The organism is Mucilaginibacter sp. 320_HR (assembly GCF_059691875.1).
Window position 1 is genome coordinate 382,766 of sequence record NZ_JCAWAI010000004.1, and the last position, 21,496, is coordinate 404,261.

Below are 21,496 nucleotides of genomic sequence, written 5' to 3' on the forward strand. Positions count from 1 at the left end.
GTTTCTGAGGATTAGCTATAGAAGTAATTACGGCTTTATTTTCGACGCGTTTTTTATAGCCGCTCATGTGGTGCTTTGCCTTATTGTTGCTATTTTCTACCGCCCAAAAGAGTTCCTGCTCAGTGCAGTGCTAGTGCTAGTGATTGGGTTTGGAACATGCGTGATAGCACTGTAGCCAAAAAAGCTAAAAAATATTTATGGAATAGCTTTGCTGCCTGCATCCTGTACTAAAACGAACGTTATGCAGCCTTTCCAACACATCAGCATTCCCAATCCTTGTTCCGCTTCCTGGCAGGAAATGACACCGGCAGACAATGGCCGCCATTGCCTGCAATGTGAGAAAACCGTAGTTGATTTCACGACGATGACCGATGTCGAGGTTGTTCAATACATTCAGACATCCGGCAAGGCTTGCGGCAGGTTCAGCCCGCATCAACTTAAAAGGATCAACACCCTGGTTGAAAACACACCACGCTCTTTTTCATGGAAAGGGTTAGTAGCTGCGGCTTCGTTGATCTCAATTATACCTTCGGCCAAGGCGGAAGCAAAAAACATCCTGGTAACTGAACAAAATGCCAGCCTCAAGGTGGCAGTGAAGGAAAATGCCGTAGCGGATTCGATAGATAGTGTAGTGATCAAAGGTAAGATACTGGTTGCTGGTGATAAGTCGGTACTTCAAGGAGTTACCATCAGGGTGAAAGGAACTTCCATTGGCACAATAACTGCCGTTGACGGAACATTCAGGCTTACATCACCGGTAAGGAATGGTTATTTGGTGGTGACCTACATTGGCTATCAAACTATTGAAGTGCCTATAGTGGGCGCTATGCAACCAAACTATATCATTACCTTACAGGCAGATACGCGTATGTTGCTGGGAGAGGTAGTTGTTGTTAAAAGGGCACCTTTGCACAAACGTTTGCTGCATAAGATCAAAAGGATCTTTTAAGGCAGCATCTCGGCCATAACGCCTTCTTTAAGCGACCAGGTAGACATGCTTACATCTACAAGTCCGAGCTTTTGCATGATAAAGATGGTGAGCAGGCTCGACGAAACGATCATATCTACCCGCACCGGGATGATGCCGCGTTTTGCTGCCCGCCAACCGTGATTAGATTTGGCAATGCGCTCTATCAGGCCGAGCAGATCGTCGGTATCAAAGTCGTAAGTTTTAGTTTGCCGCGGATTGAAAGGCCTGCCTTGTTCGGTCTCTATCACTTCGGCAAAACTTTCAAACGCACCCGAAGAGCCGACCAATATAGTAGGTTTAAATTCAATGGCCGCCATAAACAATCCTGTGAGCGTTCCGGTAAGATAGCGCGACATATCCTTAATAGACTGCACCGGAATAGGATCTTTCTGATGGAACATAGCCATCAGCCGTGCAGCGCCAATTTCGAAGCTCTGTTTCCACAATATCCCGTTGCGGTTGCCAATAATAAACTCTACACTGCCGCCGCCGATGTCTACTATGAGGGCATTCTCATCAGTTAAACAGCCGCTGGCTGCAATGCCTTTATAAATGTATGCGGCCTCCTGTTCTCCGGTTATCAGTTCTATTTGTATGCCGGTTTTTTGCAGTACCTTGTCAATAAAGTCCTGGCTATTGGCGGAGTTGCGTAGTGCCGATGTACCTATTGCGCGTACAGTGGTTGCACCACTATCGCTTATCTGCTGCCTAAACTGCTCCATACACTTTACACCCCGTGCAAAGGCAGCAGGTTGTATAATGCCTTTGGTGATGCCGCCCTCACCAACTTTCACGGCTTCGGTTTGGTGCCATATTACTCTTGTGTCGTCGGGGGTACCTTCGGCAATAAGCAGGTGAAAAGTGTTGGTGCCGAGGTCCATTACGGCTACACGGTGGGGGATGTTGTTGGGTGTGTTTTCCTGTGGCATTGCCTAAAAATAAAGAATCCCCGCAATAGTTTGCAGGGATCTTGAATTATGAATGGTTAAGGTGGTTGCTACTCTTTGTAAAAGAACCATTTAGATAGTTCTTTAAAGCTTGCTTTTTTGCCATACATCAGCACGCCAACTCTGTAAATACGGGCTGCTACATACGTGGTGAACAGAAATCCGGCGACCATAAGCGCCATAGACAGGCCAAGCTGCCAGTCGGGCACACCGCCAAAGGGTATGCGTACCATCATAGCTATAGGTGCGGTAAACGGGATCATGGATAGCCAAACAGCTAGCTGGCTGTCCGGTGCCTGGAACAAAACTGATACCGATAAGATGTAGGTAAATAAAAGCGGTAGTGTTATCGGGAACATGAACTGCTGCGTTTCAGTTTCGCTGTCTACAGCAGAACCTACTGCAGCGAACAATGCACTATACAGAAGGTAACCTGTAATAAAGTAAAACAGGAAACAACCCAGTATGTACCCGAACGGTATAGTGCTCAGTACGCTGAGGAAACCCATCATGCCGGTGCCCGGCCCGGAAAGGGTGTGCCCGGCAATCTTAGTAGCAATGATAGATAGTACTATCCACGCGCCAAACTGCGTTAGGCCAACCAGCCCCACACCGATGATCTTGCCAAGCATCAACTGAAACGGTTTAACCGATGAAATAATGACCTCTATTATTCTGCTTGTTTTTTCTTCAATAACACCGCGCATTACCTGTGCACCATATATGAACAGCGACATGTAAATGATAATAGCGCAAGCAATACCCACACCCATAGTGGCGCCAACGTTGGCATCTTTAGTGCCGGCATCAGTAACCTCCTTGGCAGAAATGGTAACCTTGTTGCTGTTGATGGTTTTAAGCAGGGCAGGGTCTATATTGTGCTCAACCATGCTTTTAGTGGCCGCAATAGTATTCATCTGGTTCTCTATTTCGCTGGTCAGCATCATAGAGGGTTTATTTTTTTTGAAAAAATTTGAATGTTGTTCTTCTTCAGATAATCAGCAGGGATGTAAAGTACTGAGAGGTTTTCATTGCCTTTTAAGGCTGCTTTTTCCTGAGCAAGCGTTTGCGCCGATGGTTTAAACTTGATGTTTTTGCCATCAGTAAGCTTGGTCTCAAAATTATGGCTTTCGTCAATTATATCAACAACCTGTTGGTCTTGCAGTTCCTGACTGTTTTTGGCTACCATTCCAATTACTGCACTCATGCCGATTATAAGGCCAGGCACAACAAAAATCATGATAATAAAAGCCTTTTTGCGTACACGGGTAACGTATTCGCGCTGGATGATAAGTAATACTTTATTCATGGCTTAGGCTATTTGGTTTACTTTTTCAATAAAGATCTCGTTCATGCTCGGGATAACTTCCTGCAGCATGTTGATGCGGGTTTTAGGCAGCAGGTATTGCAGTGCGTCGTTAGCTGTGCTATTTGCCAGCTTAATTTTTATGATGTTGCTGTCTTCGCCTTCGGCCTCGCTTATAACGGTGAAAGGTTGTGAGCCGTCAAAGCTCAATTTTTCACCAGTGTACTCTACCAGGTAAGTGTCATTGCGGTAAGAGTGGCGGATGTTCTTTACCCGGCCATCCAGTATTTTATGCGATTTGTGGATAAGGGCAATGGAGTCACAGAGTTCCTCCACCGACTCCATCCGGTGGGTGGAGAACAATATGGTGGCGCCTTTTTTATTAAGTTCCAGTATCTCGTTCTTGATGAGTTCGGCGTTTACCGGGTCAAACCCGCTAAAGGGTTCATCCAGGATGATCAGGTCCGGCTCGTGAAGTACCGTGGCCACAAACTGCGCCTTTTGCGACATACCTTTGGAGAGTTCCTCTATCTTCTTTTTCCACCAGCTTTCCATATCCAGTTTCTGGAACCAGTATTTAAGCTTTGCAGTTGCGTCGGTACGGCTTAATCCTTTAAGGCGCGCCAGGTAGATCATCTGTTCGCCTATCTCCATTTTTTTGTACAGGCCGCGTTCTTCGGGCAAATAGCCAATACGTTCTATGTGCGATTGATTGAGCTTCTCGCCGTTGAAATAAACCTCACCCGAATCCGGAGCGGTAATTTGATTTATAATTCGGATGAGAGACGTTTTACCTGCACCGTTTGGGCCAAGCAAGCCGAAGATCTTGCCGCTCTCAACTTCCAGGCTTACATCATCCAGAGCGCGATGACCGGCATACTGCTTAACAATGTTTTTAATGCTTAGCATGTGTGTGTGATTTGTGGGATTAGATAGTTGTGAATGCTTAATGTTACAACTTTTAAGAGGAATAATGATGAATAAAATTGATCATCCCGATAGATATTTAATAAACAGAAACCCTTCAATTTAACTCCAATTATGGCGAAATAAGTGCGCAGATGCAGATTAATGTAAAAAAATAAAAAACATATATCATGAAAGTTGTTTAAAGTTTGACTGTTTATTTATACATCAATCTATTATTTTATGAAAAAAGTATTTTTATTATTAGCAGTAGGATTCCTGTATTTTGGCAACGTTGCTAAAGCACAAACTGGCGCAACGTCAGCGGGTTTAACAGTTGATTTTGGCGACGGATCAACTTTAGTTGGTCCGGCTATAAGGCACAATTTTACCCGAAACGGTATTGGCCAGGCCGAGTTAACCTTTGGTGGCGACCAAACTTTTCTTGGAGCTTACTATCAGTACCAAGACAAGATTCGTAATGCTGCAGGCTTAAACTGGTATTTGGGTATTGGTCCGCAATTAGGATTTGGCAGTGGTAGTACCGACTTCTACATCCGCCCGATGGCCGGTTTAGATTACAAGTTGGGCAGCGCACCCATCGACTTATCATTTGACTGGCGTCCGGCTTTTTACGTTGGCGACAACTCTGATTTCAATGCGGCAAGATTTGGCCTTGGTTTCAGGTTTATATTTTAGTAACTACTTATAAAATAAAAAGGGCCACTGTAAGTACAGCGGCCCTTTTTATTTACCTTCTTCTATTTTTTACTCAAAGTACTCTTTCATTCGTTCAAAAAAGCTCTTCTCATTTTTGCCCGGGTTGGGTTTAAAGTTAGGCGAGTTCTGGAGTTTTTCAAGCATCTCGCGTTCCTCACGGCTTAGTGCCTTTGGAGTCCAGATGTTAATGTGTATCAGTTGATCTCCCCTGTGGTAAGAGTTCACCTCCGGTACGCCTTTACCCTTTAGACGGAGAATCTTACCGCCCTGGGTGCCTGGTTCTATCTTGATTTTAGCTTTACCATCAATAGTTGGCACTTCAACACTAGTACCTATCGCAGCATCAACAAAGTTCACGTGCAGGTCGTATATTACATTATTGCCATCACGTTTCAAAGTTTCGTGCGGTACTTCCTCTATCAGGATGATAAGGTCGCCGGGTACACCGCCACGTGGCGCAGCGTTACCTTTGCCGCTCATGCTCAGTTGCATGCCTTCGCTTACACCCGCAGGTACATTTATAGTAATGGTCTCTTCTCCGCGTACAACACCGTCGCCATGGCAAACATTACATTTGTTGGTAATGGTGCTTCCTTCGCCGTTACAGGTAGGGCAGGTACTAGTGGTTTGCATCTGGCCCAGTATAGTATTGGTAACCCGGCGTACTGAACCTTGTCCGCCACAGGTTTTACAGGTAGAGAAAGATGATTTATCTTTTGCACCGCTACCGTCGCAGGTTTTACAAACTACCTGCTTATTTACTTTAATCTTCTTTTCGGCGCCATTGGCTATCTCTTCCAGTGTAAGGCGCACTTTAATGCGCAGGTTACTGCCACGTGCTACGCGACGGCCACCGCCTCCCTGACGTCCGCCGCCTCCACCAAAGAAACCTTCGAACGGGCTGCCGCCACCGAATATATCGCCAAACTGGCTGAATATGTCGTCCATATTCATGTTGCCGCCACCGTAGCCTCCACCGTTAGGTGATGACGCATTGGCAGCGTGGCCAAACTGATCGTACCGCTGGCGCTTCTCAGGTGAGCTTAGTACCTCGTAAGCCTCAGCTGCCTCTTTAAATTTTTCTTCGGCAGCTTTGTCACCCTCGTTCTTATCCGGGTGATATTTTATAGCCATCTTACGATATGCCTTCTTTATCTCATCGGCATCTGCGCCTTTGCTTACGCCCAGCACATCGTAATAATCTCTCTTAGCCATCTTTTAAATTAATGATTGTGAATAGGTGAATCAGTAAATAATCCGCTTGTCACTTGTTTAATATATATCGTTTAATGAGCTTAACGGTTTAATGATTGATCCATTCAAGTGCCTGGCTTAACCATTAATTCCAGCTCAGTGATTCACTAATTGTATTATGCTCCTACAACTACTTTTGCAAAACGGATAACCTTATCATTGAGCTGATAACCTTTTTCCATCTCGTCAACCACCTTATCCTTCAGGTCGTCTGTTGGTGCCGGTATGCTGGTGATAGCCTCGTGTAAATCAGCGTCAAATGGCTGGCCTACCGAGCTCATCTCTTTTAAGCCTTTTGCAGCAAGTATGTTCTTTAATTTATGCTGTATCAATGCAACACCTTCTTTTACCGAAGTCACTTCTGTTGCATTTTCCATAGCACGAAGGGCACGCTCGAAATCGTCAAGTACAGGTAATAGAGCAACAATAACGTCCTTACCTTCTGTTTTGCGGGCTTCTTCGCGTTCTTTTATTGTACGGCGGCGGAAGTTGTCAAACTCAGCGTACAGGCGCAAATATTTGTCATTCGCTTCGCCCAACTGCTGTTTAAATTTATCTTCTGCAGAAGGGGTTTCTTCGGTGTTCTCCGCTTGTTGGTTTTCGTCCTGCTCTTCTGTCTGAGGGGTTGTGTTTTCCATGTCCACAGTGTTTTCCGCTTCTGAATTTTCCTTCTTTTTTTTCTTCAACATGTCGTTAAAATTCATGTATAGTGCTAATCAAGTTTCATTCCATCAGGTTAAACCCGACAGCGTGTCAGTAGATTTTTAAAGTTGTATGTTATGTTTGCAGATGTGCAATGCGCAGTTGTCAGTTTGCTCTACTCCATGTGTCAGTAAGACTGAGGTTGGCACTACAACTGTTAAGCTATCTGCACATCCTCAAGTACTTTACCGCTCTCACATTTAATAATACGTGAAGGGAAGGTACGGATGATGTGATAATCGTGCGTAGCCACTACAACAGCTGTCCCCATCTGGCTTATTTGTTTCAGCAGTAAAACAATTTCCTCTGATGTATCCGGATCCAGGTTGCCTGTGGGCTCATCTGCAAGTATAATCTCGGGATTGTTAAGCAGGGCACGGGCTATAACTACCCTTTGCTGCTCGCCACCTGAAAGCTCATGCGGCATTTTTTTAAGCTTAGATCGTAATCCTACTTTTTCCAGTACGTCTAAAATGCGATCGCCAATAAGTTTTTTATCATCCCAGCCGGTAGCACGTAGTACAAATTGGAGGTTCTGTTCAACAGATCTGTCGGTAAGTAACTGAAAGTCCTGGAAAACGATGCCTAGTTTGCGGCGCAGGTAAGGTATGTCTTTGTTGGCAAGCTTGCTTAGCTCGTAACCGCAGGCATGGCCCGTACCATTTGCAACAAGCAGATCTCCGTAAATTACCTTAAGCAAACTGCTTTTGCCAGAACCCGTCTGGCCGATAAGCCAAACAAAATCGCCTTTATCTATATGCAGGTTTACGTTTGATAACACCAGGTGCTTTTGCTGAAAAATATCAACGTTGTTCAGTTTTATTATAGAGTTACCGATCATCTTATTTTTATAGCTCCAGTTTTAAAATTTGGCCAAAGGGAAGGTCCCTTACAATTTCCATTATGTAATCGTGTTTGTCACCAAGGCCAACCTTATCTAATGATTTTTCAGGTCTGTCTACCCTAAAGTACGCCAGCAAGGTAAACTTATCGTCTCTTAACTGCACGTAATCAGGTATTTTGGCGACGCCTTTTACTTTTATAATGTACATGTTTGCTTGTGTAAGCTTCAACCCAACGGTAAAAAGCCTTCAGGCAAATTTATCTTTTTTAACCGACATTGAGGTCATCAGCTTTTCGCTTTCTGCTTCTACCTCAAGCTGGTTAAGAATTCCATAGTATCTACACCGTCAGCGTAGTCCCACAGTTCAGGGTGCTGACTTTTGCCGAAATCAACTATTTGGTTATTGGTATTAAGCGGTGTACTTGTAACAATGCATTGTAACTGATCGCTAAGGCGGGCAAGTTTATCGTCCAGCACTTTAAGATCACTGTAGGTTTCATAAAACACTACTGCCAAAGGGGAAGTAAGCCGATCGTCCTGCTTAAGCATTAGGAAGCCGTTATCCAGGTGCTCATCCCTGTTCACCAAAAAAATTGATTTGTTGTAATCGTAATTGTTGTTGTATTTATGGTGATGGATGATGGTTTTATAATCTTCTATCGACTCGAAAAAGTGATTGAAATTATATCCTTCAGGCACAAACAGCTTTGATATGTTGCGGCAGCCCAGGCCAAAGTAATCAAATATATCGCGGCCAAGTGCGTGCAGTTGTTCGGTGGACTCATTGCCGGTAAGCACGGCTACACTGTTGCGGTTCTTGCGGATAATGTTAGGCACTTTACCAAAATAATAATCAAAGTAGCGGGAACTGTTATTGCTGCCGGTGGCGATAATAGCATCGAAATCTGCGAGACGTTCCACAAAACTGTACTGTTGTTGGTATTGTGGTGCTATTTGTACAAGCAGGTCCAGCACGTACTTAATCAGACGAGCATCCTGAGATGAGGCTTTGATAAGGGCGTTGTTCCCGCTGAGCAACACGCAAAGCACATCATGAAAGCCAACAAGCGGTATATTGCCCGCTAGTATAAGGCCTATATTTTTTGGCTGATGATTTTGGACAGAGTACCGCTGAAGCCAGATTTCCAAATCTGAGCGGTTCAGCATCTCGCCATTTGCCTGTACGGCAGATAGTACACTTTCGGGTGTAAACCACGCATTATGGTACTTTTCGGAGTTGATAATGTCCATCAGTTCATCGTCCGGAGTTGCAAGCCGTCTGCCTAATTCAGAGAACGTATCTATTACACTATCGGTGCTTATTTTTGACATATATATGTGTTGTAGCTAAACCCTTAAATGGTTTTTTTGTTATATTTGCGAGCCCATTACAGTTGGGGCAAAGTTATTGAGATAATAAGAATAAAAAGAATATGGCGATCATAATCACCGATGAATGCATTAACTGCGGGGCCTGCGAACCAGAGTGCCCTAACAATGCTATTTACGATGCCGGTGCCGCCTGGCGTTTTTCTGACGGTACGGACTTGCGTGGCGTTATAGATTTTGGCGACGGCAATACATTAAATGCGGAAGAAGCTCAGGCAGCTTTGTCAGACGATATATATTACATTGTACCTGATAAGTGCACTGAGTGTGTTGGTTTCCATGACGAACCACAGTGCGCCGCTGTTTGCCCTGTTGATTGCTGCGTTGACGATGAAGACGTACGCGAAACTGAAGAAGAACTACTTGCCAAAAAAGATTGGCTGCACATGAACGGCTAGTAGTAAAACGAATAACATTTACAAGGGAGGGCAAAATATGTCTTCCCTTTTTTGTTAAATTGCACTATATAACCCTGAATAACAACATTGTTTCTTAATAACCCTAATGGAATACGGCATTTGTAATATTGCTATTGTGCCGCTGCGCGCCGAACCCAGCGACCGTGCAGAACTGGTATCGCAGCTTTTGTTCGGCGAGACCTTCGAGATTTTAGAATGGACAAATAAGTGGGCGAGAATTAAAACGGCGTTCGACAGCTACACGGGCTGGATCGACAGGTTGCAATTTGTGATGCTGGGCCATTTGGCGTACCAAAACCTGCAGCGTAAGCCTGCGCCCTTAACTCACAAGCCTGTTACACAGGCCTGGAAGATAGAGGATAATACGGTAATATACCTTGCAGCAGGAAGCTCTCTGGCTTTTCTGGAAGGCACTACATGTTTTATGGGTAACGAAAAATTTGAGATAATTGGTGATATAGGAGAGCGAGACCATATAGCTAATGTTGCGAAATCGTATATGAATGCACCATACTTGTGGGGCGGCCGCACACATTTCGGTGTAGACTGTTCGGGCTTTACACAGGTGGTATATCGCTTGTGCGGCACCAACATCAAACGGGACGCTTCTTTACAGGCGCAACAAGGAGAAACTGTAGAGACCTTGTCAAATGGCAAATTAGGAGACCTGGCTTTCTTCAATAATCCTGAAGGTAAGATAACACACGTTGGCATATTGCTGAACAACGGTCAGATTATTCATGCTTCGGGAAAGGTAAAAATAGACTCGATAGATAATGAGGGCATATATTCGCAGGACTTAAAACGTCACACCCATCAACTGCACAGCATCCGCCGTTTTTTCTAGAACTCTATGTTCCAGGTTATGATCTTCTTGTCGTCACTGGCAGACAGCAGCTTATCGGCATCCCAAACCAGCTTGTTAACTGATAAAGCGTGGCTCGCATAGCCTTTTTCGCGGCTGATGATCTTACGCAGTTTAAATTCCATTGCATCCCATATCTTGATGCTTTTATCCATACTGGCGGTAGCAAAATACGACCGGCTAGGGTGAAATGCAATGTGATTTACCGCAAACATGTGTGCTGCGATATTGGTGATCACCGATGAGTTATCGGTACCCCATACCTTCAACTGTGCATCTCTGCTACCTGAAATAAGGTAATTACCGCCGGGTGCATATTGTAGCGTGAAAACTGCCATTGTGTGGCCGATAAGCGCCTTAACAGGTGCGTAATCGGTCGCATCGTAGGTCATGACACGGCCGTCGCGGCAGCCTAGTGCTACCTGCTCTTCATCCGGGCTTATGGCTATACATCGCACGGTATCGTTAGAGACCTTAATGGTGTGCAGAAGCTCCAAATTGTCCATGTTCCATACTGAAACGGAACCGTCTTCTGAAGCTACGAGTAATTCTTTTTTCTGCGAGATTGATTTTATATCAAATATTGGCTTTATGTGATGTCGCAGCCGATGTGTTATCTTCTGCTCAATAAAGTTGAACACCAGCACCTCACCGTTGCGTAATCCTGCAAACATCAGCGGAAAGCCAACCGGGCAGTGTATAGCATATATAGATGCCGGCACCGGGAACATAACCTTTATGAATGCGTTATCGCTCAGGCTCCACTCTACCAGTCCTTTATCATTACCCCCACTGAATAGTATTCCCGGCTTCTGCGACATTTCTATGCTGAAGATAGGATTGCCGTGCCCGGTAAGTTCGGATAGTTTCTGAGCGTTCATAGGCTTTATTTGTGCCTTCCTTCTAAGTTTTTGGCAATGGTTGCCAGGCTAAGGTTTTTCTCTTTTAACAGCACCAGTAAGTGGAAAACCAGGTCTGATGCCTCATTTATCAGGTCGGTCTCTGTTTCCGCAAGGGCGGCTATTACCGTCTCTACACCTTCTTCGCCGACCTTCTGAGCGATCTTATTTAAGCCTTTACCGCGCAGCTTATTAATGTAGGATCCTTCCTGCGGGTTTTCGTACCGGTCGGCAATAATACCTTCCAGTTGATTGATGAAGTTTTGATTATACTCCGTTTTAAAGCAGCTGCGGGAACCGGTGTGGCAGGTTGGCCCATCAGCTTTTACTTTAATCAGCAGGGTGTCGTCGTCACAGTCGATATCAATGCTTTTAACGTGCAGGTAGTTCTGGCTGGTCTCTCCTTTGGTCCAAAGGCGGTTTTTAGAACGCGAAAAGAACGTTACGATATTTTCCTGTAGGGTTTTATCGTACGCTTCCTGGTTCATGTAGCCCAGCATCAGCACCTCAAGGGTTTGCTCGTCCTGTATTACAACAGGCACAAGACCGTCAGATTTATTGAAATTGATGTTCATTTTTCTTTTCAGTTTTTGTCATTGCGAGATACGATGCAATGACGGGTAGGTGCGTTTAAATCCTCACCTCGATGTTGTTTTGTTTTAGGGTAGCTTTCAAATCTGGTATCAGTATCTCACCGTAATGGAAGACAGATGCTGCCAAAGCAGCGTCTACACCCGTCTTGTGGAATAAGTCCACAAAATGCTGTACTGAACCCGCACCTCCGGACGCGATCACAGGGATATTTACAGCTTGATTTACCTGTTTTAACAGACCGTTGTCAAAGCCGGATTTTGTGCCGTCGTGGTCCATAGAGGTGAGCAATATCTCGCCTGCCCCACGGCTTTCGGCCTCTATTATCCAGTCCAATGTTTCTTTTTCCGTTGGGAAGCGTCCACCGTTCAGATGTACAATGTTTTTGCCATCCATTACACGGGTATCTACTGCAACGATCACGAACTGAACACCAAACGCTCTTGCAAGCTCATCAATTAAAGCCGGGTTACGTACCGCGGCCGAGTTGATCGAGATCTTGTCTGCCCCTGCATTCAGCAGCGCATTTGCATCTGCAATTTCGTTTATACCGCCTCCAATGGTAAAAGGTATGTTGATCTGCCGGGCGACTGACTTCACCAGTTCTACCATGGTTTTACGGCGTTCTACGGTAGCTGTAATGTCCAAAAACACCAGCTCGTCGGCACCTTGCTGCGAATAATTCCAGGCAAGTTCCACCGGGTCGCCGGCATCGCGCAGGTCTACAAAGTTGACGCCCTTTACAGTGCGGCCATCTTTAACGTCGAGGCAGGGGATAAGTCTTTTAGCTAACCCCCCCCGCCCCCTGAAGGGGGAGCTTAACTCTTCTTTTATAGTGGTCAAAATTCTTTCTAGTTGACTAAATACTTGGTTGTTTGTAAATCGGATTACCTTAAAGCCATCTGACTCCAGGCTTCGCTGCCTGATAATATCATTGGCTGCAATGTCCTGTCGGTTGTGGATTTTTCCGTCAAGTTCAATTATTAATTTATGCTGATGACAGTAAAAGTCTGCTATATAAATGCCCAATGGATGCTGCCGCCTAAACCGTACCCCAAGTTGATTTCCTTTCAAATGTCCCCAAAGTACTGTCTCAGCCTGGGTCATGTTGTAACGCAATCCTTTCGCATTTTCAAATATCTCCGGACCTGCACCTAGAAATAGATGTTTACTCATGTTTTGTTGAACAACGTGCAAATAATAACTCCCCCTTCAGGGGGTTGGGGGGTGCAGCTTTATATAGACATCAAGCTTTCCAGATTCCAGTTCTTGATGTCTTCTATGCTGATGCGGTTTTCGTATATGGCTTTGCCTACCACACATGATTCTACCTTTATTTTGCTAAGCTGCTCTATGTCGCTCATGGAGCTTACACCACCGGAGGCAATTAGCTTAATAAATGGTGAATGATCCAGCAGTTTGCTGTAAAGCTCTACACCTGCACCGCCCAGCTTTCCATCTTTATTAATATCCGTACACAGGAAGCGGAAGAAACCCAGCGCCAGGCACTTGTCTACGTAGTCCATTAGCTTAATTGGCGAGCTTTCCATCCAGCCGGAGTATTTTATCACCTCGTCCAGCACGTCAATAGCTACTACCACCTGGTCGCTGCATTTGTCGCGGCCACAAATTTCTTTGCTCAGATCAGGCAGGAATGATGGATTGGTAAGTGCTTGAGTGCCTACAATAACGCGGTGCACACCAGAGTCAATAAGTTCTTTAACCTTATCTATGCTGCGTATACCGCCGCCGTATTGCACCTTCATGTCTGTTTTCTGTATTACATCAAACAGGTATTGCTGATTGCTGAAATCGTTTTTGGCGCCGTTCAGGTCGATGATGTGGATGAAGTTTGTACCATTGCTCTGGTACCTTTCTATCATCTCTTCCAGTGTAACGTCGTATTCGGTCACCTGGCTGTAGTCACCTTCGCGCAGGCGAACAACCTTTTTGTCCAGAATATCAATTGCGGGGATAATGTACATGTGTTTAAATATTTGCAAAGTTTTTTAATAAGGTTTCACCATACACACCTGACTTCTCGGGATGAAACTGCACTCCGTAAAAGTTGTCATGCCAAATTGATGCCGAAAACTTATTAATGTAATTTGTTGATGATAAAGTATATAGCTTATCGTACTCAATAAAGTATGAATGTACAAAGTAAAAGTGGCTCCCTGATGGAATATTGGCAAAAAGAGGGTTGTCTTTCTCTGTAAATACCTGGTTCCAACCGGTGTGCGGTACTTTGTAACCTGCGCTATGCGGAAACTTAAGCGTTTTGATCGGAAAAAGATTCAACAGATCGGCACTGCCTTCCTCGCTGTAAGCTGTAAGTAATTGCATGCCAACGCAAATACCCAGGGTAGGCTTGTTAAGCGCTTTTATTTTGGGTACTAAACCGGTGTGTTCCAGTTTAGCCATTGCAGCACCCGCATGCCCAACTCCCGGTATGATATAGCGATCAAACTTTTCGAAATCTTCTTCGGTATTTATCATGCCATAGCTTACGCCAAGGCGGTCTAGTGCCGCGTTAAGCGAAAAGATGTTGCCGGCACCGTAGCGTATGATGCCGAGCCTCCCAACCCCCTGAAGGGGGAGTTCTTGAGCTTCTTCTTTATTATTTTCGTTATCCATTTTGCTAACGTGTAAACCGTTTAAAGGATTAAAGTCCTGGTTCCCCCTTTAGGGGGCTAGGGGGTTAAAGTAGCCCTTTGGTACTCGGTAATACCATTTTGTTTACGTCCCGCTTAACGGCCATTTTAATGGCTTTGGCAAATGCTTTAAATATCGCCTCTATTTTGTGATGCTCGTTTTGTCCCTCTGCTTTTATGTTCAGGTTGCACTTCGCCGCATCGCTAAACGATTTAAAGAAGTGGTAGAACATCTCGGTAGGTACATCTCCAACCTTTTCACGCTTAAAATCGGCTTCCCAAACTATCCAGTTACGGCCGCCAAAATCAATGGCTGCCTGTGCAAGGCAGTCGTCCATGGGCAGGCAAAAACCATAACGTTCTATCCCCATTTTGTTGCCTAGTGCTAAAGCAAAAACCTCGCCTAATGCAATGCCGGTATCTTCTATGGTATGGTGCTCGTCTATGTGCAGGTCGCCTTTTGCCTCTACCGTAAGGTCAAAGCCTCCATGGCGTGCTATCTGGTCCAACATGTGGTCAAAAAAGTGCAGTCCTGTAGAAATCTTAGCGTCACCTGTGCCATCAAGGTTCAGCTTGATGTATATATCTGTTTCTTTAGTAGCCCTGCGGTGTTCTACCACGCGTTTGCCTAATTTCAGGAACTCATAGATGTCTTTCCAACTGGTGGTCTCCAGGGCTATAACATCGGCCAGGTTATCACTACCGGCCTCAAACTCCCCGTCACCTAAGCCGGTGCGGTTGTTTAGCCAAATGCTTTTTGCACCCAGGTTACGGGCCAGTAAAATATCGTTCTTACGGTCGCCAATGGTAAAGGAGTTTGCAAGGTCGTACCTGGTAGCATCCAGATATTGAGTAAGCAAGCCGGTAGCCGGTTTGCGCGTTGGTTGGTTGTCCTTTGCAAAAGTACGGTCAATAGCCTGATGTGTAAAGTGCACACCTTCGTTCTCGTAAGTTTTGATAATGAAGTTGTGCACCGGCCAAAAAGTATCCTCCGGGAATGACGAGGTACCCATACCGTCCTGATTTGTTACCATTACCAGTTCATAGCCCAATTCTGCAGCTATTTTTGGGAGGTATTGAAGGCAGCCCGGGTAAAAGGTCAGCTTTTCAAATGAGTCTATCTGCTCATCAGGTGTTTCGTTAATAAGGGTGCCGTCGCGGTCTATAAACAGTACTTTTTGCAATTGGCTCATTGATATTTTTGTAAAGTAGCTATCAGTTTATTGTTTTCTTCAGGTGTGCCTATAGTAATGCGCAGGCACCCTTCACAAAGCTCTACATTATTGCGGTTTCGCACAATTATACCATTATCTACCAGGTAGTTGTAAATACCTTTTGCGTCGGTTGTCTTAACCAGAATGAAGTTGGCATCGGAAGGGTAGATGTCACGCACAAAGGTCATGTCTTTTAAGGTAAGCACCAGTTTGTCGCGCTGTTCCAGCGTTTCTTTTATCCAGGCATTTACCTGTTCTACATTGGCCAGCGCCTGCAAAGTAAGCGTTTGCGATGCTTCGTTAATGTTATAAGGTGGCTTAACCTTATTCATAACTTCAATAATCTCTTCACTGGCAAACGCCATACCTACGCGCAAACCTGCAAGTCCCCAGGCTTTTGAAAGCGTTTGTAATACTACCAGGTTGGCGTATTCGGTAAGTTCCTGTATAAAGGTTTTCTGCCGGCTAAAGTTTATGTAAGCCTCATCAACTACTACGATGCCATGAAAATTTGCCAGTAACGTTTCTATATCGTCACGATTGATAGAGTTACCGGTAGGGTTGTTGGGTGAGCAGATAAAGATGAGCTTAGTATTGTCATCTATAGCCTCGGCAACGCCTTCCAGGTTCAATTGATATTCATCTGTAAGCAGCACCTTTTTTATAGCAACATCATTTATGTTGGCCGATACCTCGTACATGCCGTAGGTGGGAGGGACGATAATTACGTTATCTACACCCGGGTTGCAAAAACTGCGGAACAGCACATCGATAGCTTCGTCGCTGCCGTTACCTAAAAAAATATTCCGGGCAGGCACGCCTTTTATCTGGCTCAGGCGCAGCTTCACCTGGTGCTGCATAGGATCCGGGTAGCGGTTAAATGCCTGCACCAGCGGCGAGCCAAAGGCATTTTCGTTAGCATCTAAAAACACACTGGCCTCCCCCTGGAACTCATCCCGTGCAGACGAGTAGGGTACAAGGCGTTTAATGTTATCGCGTAAAAGCCCCCCTAACCCCCTGAAGGGGGAGTTGCCGTCGGGACTGCTGTAAAAACCTTTACTTATTTCTTCGCTCATTTGATAATCAATCGATGTTTTTAAGAGGTACGAAGCAATCCTAAACTATTGAATGTGCGTCTGATAATTGGGATTGCTTCGTTCCCATTATAACACGCAGTTTAATTCTGCTCCCCCTTCAGGGGGCTGGGGGGCTTAGCCTGATGCTTACCGCATTCCTGTGCGCGTGCAGCCCTTCCAATTCGGCCAGTATTTCTACCGATGGACCTATGTTTTGGATGCCTTTCTCAGTTAAGTGCTGAAAAGTGATCTTCTTTACAAACGAATCGACAGATACACCCGAATATGCCCGCGCGTAACTGCTGGTAGGCAGTGTGTGATTGGTGCCCGATGCATAATCACCTGCACTTTCCGGTGTTAAGTTTCCGAGGAAAACAGATCCGGCATTAATGATCTCCGGTGTTATTTGCTCCCAATTATCGGTTGCTAATATCAGGTGTTCCGGGGCATATTGGTTGCTGAATTCCATGGCCTCAAGCAGGTTATTCGTTAGTACCGCGTAAGAGTTATCTATAGCCTGGCGCGCGATCTCAGCCCTTGGTAGTACCTGCAATTGCTTTTCTACCTCCAGCAGCGTCGCGTCGATCAACTGCTGAGAGGTGCTTACCAGCACCGACTGGCTGTCTATTCCGTGCTCAGCCTGCGCCAGAAGATCAGCCGCTACATAGGCCGGGTTTGCAGTCTCGTCTGCAATAACCAGTACTTCTGACGGGCCCGCAGGCATATCAATTGCGGTGGTTGTTGTGCTTTGTATAATAATTTTAGCCTTGGTCACAAATTGATTGCCGGGCCCAAATATCTTATCTACCTTGCTGATGGTTTCGGTACCGTAGGCCATCGATGCAACCGCCTGTGCACCACCCGCGAGGTATACCTTATCAATACCCAGCATTATGGCAACGTAAGCTATAAAGGCATTTACTTTGCCGTTCTTTTGTGGAGGCGAACAAACTACAATCTCTTTACAGCCGGCAATTTTTGCTGGGATGCCCAGCATCAGGAAGGTGGATGGTAAAACTGCTGTGCCACCTGGTATATATAATCCTACCTTTTCTATCGGCCTCAGTTCTCGCCAGCAGGTTACTCCCGGCATAGTCTCCACCTTATCTTCTGTCTTTACCTGTGATTGGTGGAACTTGTAAATATTGTCATAAGCCGTTTGCAGCGCCTTCTGCTGATCTGCAGATACTGCAGCAGCTATTTCGGTCAGTTCGGCGTTATCTAAGTATAGCTTATCCAGCTGCACTTTGTCGAACTTCTCTGCGTAATCGATCAAAGCGCTGTCGCCATGCTGTTTAACATTGTCTATAATATCCTCGACAAGCGTGCGTATCTCATTAACAGGGTCAACATTGCGTTGAACCAGATTGGTGATATCAGAAATAGAAAGATCAGAGTACTTATATAATCGCAAGCCCCCCCCGCCCCCTAAAGGGGGAGCTTTTGAAAAGCTTGCTTCTGATTTTTTTTGATTATTCATCGTTTAATATTTTACTCCCCCTTTAGGGGGTGGGGGGCTTACAATATTATCTTCTCTATCGGCATCACCACTATACCTTGTGCGCCGGCTTGTTTAAGCTGGCTTATGCGATCCCAGAAGTCACGCTCGGGAATAACGGTGTGTACAGCTACCCAACCTTCTTCTGCCAGTGGCACCACCGACGGGCTTTTTACGCCTGGTAATAATGCTATTACCGCCTGAAGATTATCGCGCTCAACGTTTAGTACCACGTATTTGGTTTCTTTGGCACGCAAGACAGACTGTATACGCTGGATAAGTTCCTGAATTAAATCTTCGTTCTCGCTACCGGCGCGGCCAATCAGCACCGCTTCAGAGGACATTACATCGGCAAAGGGCTTTAATCCGTTGCTTTTCAGGGTACCACCAGTGGATACCAGGTCGCAAATAGCATCGCTCAGGCCCAGGCCCGGGGATATTTCTACGGAGCCGGAAATGGTGCGGATATCAGCAACGATGTTTTGTTCTTTCAGAAATTTCCCAAGAATAACCGGGTAGGTGGTAGCTATTGAGCGTCCGTTTAGCTGGCCAATGCTCTCGATGCCGGTGTTGTTGGGCACCGCTATTTTAAGCGAGCACTTGCCAAAGCCAAGCCGCTGCAGGTAACTTACTTTAACCTCTGTTTCCTGTATAACGTTCTCGCCAACAATACCCAGGTCGGCTATGCCATCCTGAACATATTCTGGGATATCATCGTCGCGCAGGAAAAGTATTTCTAACGGGAAGTTGGAGACAGGTGAGATAAGCGAACTTTTGTAATTTTCGAAGTTTAAGCCGCAATTCTTTAATAATTCAACGGATTTTTCGTTGAGCCGACCCGATTTTTGGATCGCTATTTTTAGTGTTTTCACAAGCTGGAATTAAGGTACTATAAAAAAATGGGGTTGTTATTTCACGTAGAAACATACATTATCTATTCATCACCGGGCGGTGATGGTGCAGATGCAGATGATGTTGTTTGTACTGTTCCATTATTTGTATAGTAAAACTATGGGTAAGCGCTGCAAATATAGACAGTTGTTTATTAAATCAAAATGGTATGAAGATTTTTGTGCGTTTTTCGAGAGCTACTTGCTTCCTTTCAAAGAATCCAACCCGTTGTACTCGTATATCGCACCTTCTTCGCCGAAGTCCTTGATCAGGCGTAGCTTCTTTTGTTTCTGTATGTTTGGCAAGGTGATTAGTTCCTTGTTTTCCAGCGCTTTGAACCAGATAAGATAGAACCTCCTGGTATCCATAAAGCGTTTGATGTTTTCTTTAAAGAACACATGTGGCACCAGGTAACTGGACATGCCTGAGAAAAAGTATACCGCCTCATGTGCATCGGTATAAACAATAACTTTCGGGTCAAATAACTTTTTATCCATGGTGCGCAGGTAGTTGGCCATAGGCGACTCCATCCAGCTGTTATCGGTGTAGCCGGGAGCGCCGTATTCATCTACTACCTGGTCCTGGTATCGTTTGTAATCTATAATGAACTCTTTTGTGCAGAAACCCAGCATTAGTAGAGTAAGTACTGCGCCAACGATCATCCGAGTTCGTTTCACTTCAATACTCTTCAGCCACAGCAAAGCCCAGCTGGTGTAACCCCATAGTGTGGTAAGGTACAAGGGTGACAACAACCGGCTATTTATACGCTCATACCGTGAGAAGGTAGACGACAGTATAATGAACAGCCCGTAAACCAGCGAAAAAGTAATAGCCAGGTTCTCATAGCTGTTAAGGTGCCGGCGATAGAAGTTGTATACCAGCGCCGCTATAAAGCCCAGCAACATAATAGATGCTATTGGTATAGCCAGGAAATACTGATTGGGGGTAAAGCCCGCCCAGTCGCACATTACGGTGCCAAAGTAGTACAGGTTATCTATAAACGGTGTAATGGAAGGTTCCCGCGGGCCGGTTATAGTGCCGGTGACCAGTGCGTTGTGCACAAGGTTGGCAACCAGTAAAGAGATACATATCAGCCCGTATATCACTATATGGCTTATCTTCTTTTTTATCGGGAGTGTACGGTCAAGCAGCAGGAGCAGGCCGCCTGTACCCACAATGGTAACGGCAGCATACCTCGTTATACAGCTGATAGCAGCTATACCAGCTGCCACAACCAGCCACTTAAGCGTATGCTTATTTAAATATTGCCTGAATGCGATAATAAAGAACAGCACCTCAAGTATGAACAACGTTTCCGACCAGAGATAGGAGTAGATCTGCAGCAGGCCGGGGCTTAGGGCAATAGCAAGCAGCAGTAACCACTTGTAAAGTTGGGATGATGGCACAAACCGGTTCATGATCCAGCCGCTGGTATATAGTAGTGAGGCAAACAGCGTAGCATTTAATACAGTACCGAAGGCTACAGGATCTATACGGGAGATCACCGTTATGCAACCCAGGAACAGCGGATAGAAGACCGGGAAATCAACAATGGGAATGTGATTGAACGTTTTGAGCGAGCCATCGGCAGCGAAACTGCGGGCAGCGCTGGTGTACATGATAGAGTCCGGCGAGATGCCAATGCCGCTGTAACTCGTAAAAAGGCAGATAAGGAAAAAGCCCGCGGCGCAAGCTATTAACGTGTCAAGATCTTTAATTGAACGCGAAAAGGCCATGCGGTTTTAACGTGTTTAATACCCGATTGTTTCACTTGCGTGTTTGGTCACTGTAAACCGGCCGCTCAAAGGAACTTGCGAAAACTAGTCTATCAGGTCTAGCACTGTGCTTATCGGCTGGTCGCTGTCAATTAAAATTCCCTTTACACCAGCCGCTGTTCCGGCAGTTACATCACGCTCGCGGTCACCTATAAAGTACGACTTTGATGGATCTATATTGTACTTTTCAATCCCCTGTAGCAGCAGACCTGGCTTTGGTTTGCGGCAATCGCAGTCGCCCGTAAATAGCGGATGATGCGGGCAATAGAAAAAATCTTTTATGTCTACGCCATGTTCAGCGTACTTTGTTTTAAGTAGCGCGTGCATTTTGCCCAGCTCATCTTCGGAATACCAACCTTTAGCAATGCCGCCCTGGTTGGTGGCGACAAGAAGTAAATAGCCGCGGTCCTGCAGTTCTTTCAGCGCGTCAAAATTATCAAGGATATGAAAGTCTTCTACTTTACAAACGTAATCGCCCATTTCCTGGTTAAGTACGCCATCGCGATCCAGAAATACTGCTTTATTCTTTTCGGACATCTTATAGCTATCAGATATTATAGGCGGCAAAATTACTGC

General features: G+C 45.4%; 24 protein-coding genes and 1 pseudogene. 4 read left to right on the top strand and 21 right to left on the bottom strand.

The window, feature by feature from the left end; all coding sequences use genetic code 11:
* The first annotated feature begins 241 nt into the window (after positions 1-241).
* A complete protein-coding gene (locus AC59GT_RS16360; protein WP_497238622.1) occupies positions 242-949 on the top strand; it encodes a carboxypeptidase-like regulatory domain-containing protein in 708 nt (235 codons plus the stop codon).
* Here the strand turns inward: AC59GT_RS16360 and AC59GT_RS16365 are convergent.
* The 4 genes from AC59GT_RS16365 to AC59GT_RS16380 all read right to left on the bottom strand — a co-directional run bounded on the left by AC59GT_RS16365 (position 946) and on the right by AC59GT_RS16380 (position 4,132).
* Positions 946-1,899: a Ppx/GppA phosphatase family protein gene (locus AC59GT_RS16365; protein ID WP_497238623.1), complete on the bottom strand. Its 954-nt coding sequence runs from the start codon at positions 1,897-1,899 to the stop codon at positions 946-948. The genes AC59GT_RS16360 and AC59GT_RS16365 overlap by 4 nt on opposite strands.
* Positions 1,900-1,967: 68 nt before the next feature.
* On the bottom strand, positions 1,968-2,864 hold the full coding sequence (locus AC59GT_RS16370) for an ABC transporter permease (protein ID WP_497238624.1): 897 nt from the start codon (positions 2,862-2,864) through the stop codon (positions 1,968-1,970).
* Positions 2,861-3,226 carry a hypothetical protein gene (locus AC59GT_RS16375; RefSeq protein ID WP_497238625.1) on the bottom strand — a complete coding sequence of 122 codons (366 nt, stop codon included), beginning with the start codon at positions 3,224-3,226 and terminating at the stop codon, positions 2,861-2,863. Before AC59GT_RS16375 ends, AC59GT_RS16370 begins: the two co-directional genes overlap by 4 nt.
* A 3-nt stretch (positions 3,227-3,229) precedes the next feature.
* Positions 3,230-4,132, bottom strand: coding sequence for an ABC transporter ATP-binding protein (locus tag AC59GT_RS16380; protein WP_497238626.1), 903 nt, complete (start codon positions 4,130-4,132; stop codon positions 3,230-3,232).
* Between the two features lie 240 nt (positions 4,133-4,372).
* On the opposite strand from AC59GT_RS16380, the gene AC59GT_RS16385 reads away from it, so the two are divergent.
* Complete coding sequence (locus tag AC59GT_RS16385) at positions 4,373-4,828, top strand: hypothetical protein (RefSeq protein ID WP_117382367.1); 456 nt, start codon at positions 4,373-4,375, stop codon at positions 4,826-4,828.
* Between the two features lie 69 nt (positions 4,829-4,897).
* Here the strand turns inward: AC59GT_RS16385 and dnaJ are convergent, their stop codons facing one another.
* The 5 genes from dnaJ to AC59GT_RS16410 form a co-directional block, all read right to left on the bottom strand.
* Positions 4,898-6,064: a molecular chaperone DnaJ gene (gene dnaJ / locus AC59GT_RS16390; RefSeq protein WP_497238627.1), complete on the bottom strand. Its 1,167-nt coding sequence runs from the start codon at positions 6,062-6,064 to the stop codon at positions 4,898-4,900.
* A 155-nt stretch (positions 6,065-6,219) separates the two neighbouring features.
* Complete coding sequence (locus AC59GT_RS16395; RefSeq protein WP_497238628.1) at positions 6,220-6,807, bottom strand: nucleotide exchange factor GrpE; 588 nt, start codon at positions 6,805-6,807, stop codon at positions 6,220-6,222.
* Between the two features lie 155 nt (positions 6,808-6,962).
* Positions 6,963-7,646 (bottom strand): cell division ATP-binding protein FtsE, encoded by a 684-nt coding sequence (locus AC59GT_RS16400; RefSeq protein ID WP_117382365.1) that lies wholly within the window; start codon positions 7,644-7,646, stop codon positions 6,963-6,965.
* Between the two features lie 7 nt (positions 7,647-7,653).
* Positions 7,654-7,857, bottom strand: coding sequence for a fructose-6-phosphate aldolase (locus AC59GT_RS16405; RefSeq protein WP_117382364.1), 204 nt, complete (start codon positions 7,855-7,857; stop codon positions 7,654-7,656).
* Between the two features lie 98 nt (positions 7,858-7,955).
* Positions 7,956-8,981 (bottom strand): acyl-CoA reductase, encoded by a 1,026-nt coding sequence (locus tag AC59GT_RS16410; protein ID WP_497238629.1) that lies wholly within the window; start codon positions 8,979-8,981, stop codon positions 7,956-7,958.
* Between the two features lie 101 nt (positions 8,982-9,082).
* Here AC59GT_RS16410 and AC59GT_RS16415 point away from each other — a divergent pair, with 101 nt between their 5' ends.
* Both AC59GT_RS16415 and AC59GT_RS16420 read left to right on the top strand, forming a co-directional pair.
* Entirely contained in the window at positions 9,083-9,436 is a 354-nt protein-coding gene (locus AC59GT_RS16415; RefSeq protein ID WP_117382362.1) for a 4Fe-4S dicluster domain-containing protein, read from the top strand.
* Between the two features lie 106 nt (positions 9,437-9,542).
* Complete coding sequence (locus AC59GT_RS16420) at positions 9,543-10,304, top strand: C40 family peptidase (protein WP_497238630.1); 762 nt, start codon at positions 9,543-9,545, stop codon at positions 10,302-10,304.
* Here AC59GT_RS16420 and AC59GT_RS16425 read toward each other — a convergent pair.
* The 12 genes and pseudogenes from AC59GT_RS16425 to AC59GT_RS16480 form a co-directional block, all read right to left on the bottom strand.
* Positions 10,301-11,203 carry a WD40 repeat domain-containing protein gene (locus tag AC59GT_RS16425; protein ID WP_497238631.1) on the bottom strand — a complete coding sequence of 301 codons (903 nt, stop codon included), beginning with the start codon at positions 11,201-11,203 and terminating at the stop codon, positions 10,301-10,303. The genes AC59GT_RS16420 and AC59GT_RS16425 overlap by 4 nt on opposite strands.
* Before the next feature lie 5 nt (positions 11,204-11,208).
* Positions 11,209-11,796 carry a bifunctional phosphoribosyl-AMP cyclohydrolase/phosphoribosyl-ATP diphosphatase HisIE gene (gene hisIE, locus AC59GT_RS16430; RefSeq protein ID WP_497238632.1) on the bottom strand — a complete coding sequence of 196 codons (588 nt, stop codon included), beginning with the start codon at positions 11,794-11,796 and terminating at the stop codon, positions 11,209-11,211.
* Between the two features lie 55 nt (positions 11,797-11,851).
* Positions 11,852-12,646: an imidazole glycerol phosphate synthase subunit HisF gene (hisF, locus tag AC59GT_RS16435; protein WP_497238798.1), complete on the bottom strand. Its 795-nt coding sequence runs from the start codon at positions 12,644-12,646 to the stop codon at positions 11,852-11,854.
* Positions 12,644-12,988 (bottom strand): annotated as a pseudogene (locus AC59GT_RS16440) (endonuclease domain-containing protein); the annotation flags it as partial. The pseudogene AC59GT_RS16440 and the gene hisF, both read right to left, overlap by 3 nt.
* A 59-nt stretch (positions 12,989-13,047) precedes the next feature.
* Positions 13,048-13,797, bottom strand: coding sequence for a 1-(5-phosphoribosyl)-5-[(5-phosphoribosylamino)methylideneamino]imidazole-4-carboxamide isomerase (locus AC59GT_RS16445; RefSeq protein WP_117382357.1), 750 nt, complete (start codon positions 13,795-13,797; stop codon positions 13,048-13,050).
* Positions 13,798-13,801: 4 nt separating this feature from the next.
* A complete protein-coding gene (gene hisH, locus AC59GT_RS16450) occupies positions 13,802-14,449 on the bottom strand; it encodes an imidazole glycerol phosphate synthase subunit HisH (protein ID WP_497238633.1) in 648 nt (215 codons plus the stop codon).
* A 64-nt stretch (positions 14,450-14,513) separates the two neighbouring features.
* A complete protein-coding gene (hisB, locus tag AC59GT_RS16455; RefSeq protein WP_497238634.1) occupies positions 14,514-15,659 on the bottom strand; it encodes a bifunctional histidinol-phosphatase/imidazoleglycerol-phosphate dehydratase HisB in 1,146 nt (381 codons plus the stop codon).
* A complete protein-coding gene (gene hisC / locus AC59GT_RS16460) occupies positions 15,656-16,756 on the bottom strand; it encodes a histidinol-phosphate transaminase (protein WP_497238635.1) in 1,101 nt (366 codons plus the stop codon). Before hisC ends, hisB begins: the two co-directional genes overlap by 4 nt.
* A gap of 118 nt (positions 16,757-16,874) precedes the next feature.
* Entirely contained in the window at positions 16,875-18,236 is a 1,362-nt protein-coding gene (hisD, locus tag AC59GT_RS16465) for a histidinol dehydrogenase (protein WP_497238636.1), read from the bottom strand.
* A gap of 38 nt (positions 18,237-18,274) precedes the next feature.
* The gene (gene hisG / locus AC59GT_RS16470; RefSeq protein ID WP_117382353.1) at positions 18,275-19,126 is read right to left on the bottom strand and encodes an ATP phosphoribosyltransferase; all 852 of its coding nucleotides are present in this window, start codon (positions 19,124-19,126) and stop codon (positions 18,275-18,277) included.
* Between the two features lie 216 nt (positions 19,127-19,342).
* Entirely contained in the window at positions 19,343-20,881 is a 1,539-nt protein-coding gene (locus AC59GT_RS16475; protein ID WP_497238637.1) for a hypothetical protein, read from the bottom strand.
* 84 nt (positions 20,882-20,965) lie between these two features.
* A complete protein-coding gene (locus AC59GT_RS16480; protein ID WP_497238638.1) occupies positions 20,966-21,457 on the bottom strand; it encodes a D-glycero-alpha-D-manno-heptose-1,7-bisphosphate 7-phosphatase in 492 nt (163 codons plus the stop codon).
* Positions 21,458-21,496 lie beyond the last annotated feature (39 nt).